General features: G+C 74.3%; 1 protein-coding gene and 1 pseudogene. One reads left to right on the top strand and one right to left on the bottom strand.

Annotation, left to right across the window (positions count from 1 at the left end; genetic code table 11):
- A pseudogene (locus EAO75_RS44820) lies at nt 1-2,898 on the bottom strand (beta-ketoacyl synthase N-terminal-like domain-containing protein); the annotation flags it as partial.
- A 27-nt stretch (nt 2,899-2,925) separates the two neighbouring features.
- Between EAO75_RS44820 and EAO75_RS48855 the strand changes: the two are divergent.
- The coding region (locus EAO75_RS48855) for a polyketide synthase dehydratase domain-containing protein (protein WP_261989724.1) at nt 2,926-3,062 on the top strand (137 nt) is incomplete at its 3' end.

The following is a 3,062-nucleotide window of genomic DNA, read 5'->3' as shown; positions in this document are numbered from 1 at the left end:
GCCACCTACGGCGACCTCGGCACCCTCAGCGAAGGCGGCCTGCCCTTCTCCTGGGAGGGCGTACGCCTGCACGCCACCGGCGGCACGACCCTGCGCACCCGCATCGSCCGCATCCGAGAACGCCTTGCAGCGCCCGTCCGGCGCCAGCCCGCCCTGCCGCGAGAACTCCACAAACGTCGTAGGCGTCGACATCACCGTCACACCACCGGCCAACGCCAACGAACACTCACCACCACGCAACGCCTGCGCAGCCAAATGCACCGCCACCAGCGACGACGAACACGCCGTGTCAACGGATACCGCAGGCCCTTCGAAGCCCAGCGCATAGGCGACGCGGCCCGAAGCGATGCTCGGGGCACTGCCGTTGCCCCGGAACGCCTCGAACTCCTCCCCCGGCAACAACTCCCGATAGTCGTTGTACATGACGCCCGCGAAGACGCCGGTCTGGCTGCCGCGCAGCGACGTCGGGTCGATACCAGCCCGTTCTACCGCCTCCCACACCGACTCCAGCAGCAACCGCTGCTGCGCATCCGTCGCCAACGCCTCCCGCGGACTCATCCCGAAGAAGTCCGCATCGAAGTCGCCGGCGTCGTGCAGGAAGCCACCGGCCCGGGTCGAGGAGGTGCCGGGGTTGTCGGRGTCGGGGTGGAAGAGCCGGTCGAGGTCCCAGCCGCGGTCGGCCGGAAACTCGCCCACCGCGTCCACGCCCTCCGACACCAGCCGCCACAGATCCTCCGGCGACCGGACCCCACCCGGGTAGCGGCACGCCATCCCGACGACCACCACCGGGTCGTCGGCGAGGGTCGTCGAGGATGGCGTTACCTGTGCCGTCGWGCCCGTGGCGGTGTCCGGGAACAGGTTCGACAGCAGGTGCTCGGCCAGCGCCCGGGGTGTGGGGTGGTCGAAGATCAGGGTGGCGGGCAGGCGCAGGCCGGTCGACGTGCCGAGGGCGTTGCGCAGTTCCACCGCCGTGAGGGAGTCGAAGCCCAGGTCCCGGAAGGCCCGGCTGGGCTCGACGCGTTGGGCGTCCTGGTGTCCGAGGACGGCGGCCACCTCTTCGCGGACCAGGTCGAGGAGTGCCCCTCTGCGGTCGGCGGGCTCCAGGGGGGCGAGCCGTTCCGCGAGGCCGTCCGTGTGAGTCGCGCCGGAGGAGACCGCCCTGGTCAGGGTCGTTCGGGCTGTCGTGGAGCGTCGGGCCAGGCCGCTGAGGAGCGCGGGGATGTCGTCTCGGGCGCGCAGCGCGGCGAGGTCGATCCGGATGGGGAGGACGGTGCTGTGTCCGGTGGCCGGGGCGGCGTCGAGGAGGGCCAGGCCGTCCTCGGGGGTGAGGAAGGGGAACCCGGAGCGGGCGAGGCGTGCCCGGTCGATGTCGGTGAGGTCGCCGGTCATGGCGCTCCCCGCGACGTCCCAGGGTCCCCAGGCGAGGGAGAGCGCGGGCAGGCCGAGGGCGTGGCGGTGTGCGGCGAGGGCGTCGAGGAAGGCGTTGGCGGCGGCGTAGTTGGCCTGGCCGGCGCCGCCCAGGGTGCCGGCCGCGGAGGAGAACAGGGCGAACGTGCCGACGTCGGGGGCGAGTTCGTGCAGGTGCCAGGCGGCGTCGGACTTGGGCCGCAGCACGCTGTCGAGGCGGTCGGCGGTGAGGGCTCCGACGACGCCGTCGTCGACGGTGCCGGCGATGTGGACGACGGCCGTGAGGTGCTCGCCGTCGAGGAGCCCGGCGAGGGCGTCGCGGTCGCCGATGTCGCAGGCGGTGACGCGGACGCGGGCGCCGAGTTCGGTCAGGTCGGTGGTGAGCCGGTCGGCGCCGGGGGCGTCGGGGCCTCGGCGGGAGACGAGCAGGAGGTCGCGGGCGCTGTGCCGGGTGACGAGGTGGCGGGCGACGAGGGCGCCGAGGCCGCCGGTTCCGCCGGTGACCAGGACGGTGCCGGAGACGTCCCAGGGCCGGCCGGGCGTTTCCTGGCCGGTGCGCGGGGCTCGGGTGAGCCGGGGCGCGTGCAGACCGGCCGCGTCGACGCGTACTTCGGGCTCGGGTGTGGTCAGGGCGCGGCGCAGTGTCTCGCCGTCTGCCGGGCCGTCGAGGTGGAGGACGGTGACGCGGCCGGGGTTCTCTGTCTGCGCGGTGCGCAGGAGACCGCGGGCCGCTGCGGCCGGGAGGTCGCCGGTGGCGGGGGTGACCACGACGAGGCGGGAGTCGGCGAAGCGGGGTTCCGCCAGCCATGACTGGACGAGGCTCAGGGCGCGCTCGGTGGTGACGCGCAGGGCGCCGGGCATGGTGGAGGTGTCGCCGGTGATGCGGGTGAGGACGACGGGGGGTACGGCGTCGAGTGCGGCCAGGTCGGGGGCGACGGTGACGGTGGCGTCGGCCGCGCGCAGGGCGTCGGCCAGGTCGTCGGTGTCGGGCCCGATGACGGCGACCGGGAGGTCCGCGGCGGCCGTGCTGTCGCCGACGAGCCGCCAGTCGACGGTGAACAGGGCGTCGGGTGCGGTGCGGAGGGTCGCCGCCGCGGGGCGGGTGACCAGCGCGTCCACCGTCAGGACCGTGTTGCCCGCGGGATCCGTGGCCGTGAGGGTGACGGTGTCGTCGTCCAGGCGGGCGATGCGGGTGCGCAGGGTCGTGCCGCCGGTGGCGTGCAGGCGTACGCCCTCCCAGGAGAAGGGCAGGCCGCCTTCGCTGAGGGTGCCGAGGTCGCCGTAGGTGGCGGCGTGCTGGGCGGCGTCGGCCAGGGCCGGGTGGAGCAGGAAGGCCGTGGCGTCGCGGTGGGCCTCGTGGGGCAGCGTGGCTTCGGTGAACAGTTCGGTGCCGCGTTTCCATGCGGCGCGCAGGCCGCGGAAGACGGGGCCGAAGGCGAAGCCGAGCCGGGCCAGGTCGTCGTAGCAGTCGGTGAGGTCGACCGGCTCGGCTTCGCCTTCGGCCCCGTCTTCCGCGGCCTGCGCGCCGCATGGAAACGCGGCACCGAACTGTTCACCGAAGCCACGCTGCCCCACGAGGCCCACCGCGACGCCACGGCCTTCCTGCTCCACCCGGCCCTGGCCGACGCCGCCCAGCACGCCGCCACCTACGGCGA

It is taken from the genome of Streptomyces sp. UW30 (genome assembly GCF_008042075.1).
GTDB lineage: Bacteria > Actinomycetota > Actinomycetes > Streptomycetales > Streptomycetaceae > Streptomyces.
Note: the sequence above shows the minus strand (reverse complement) of the source record. Positions and strands in the feature narration are given on the sequence as shown.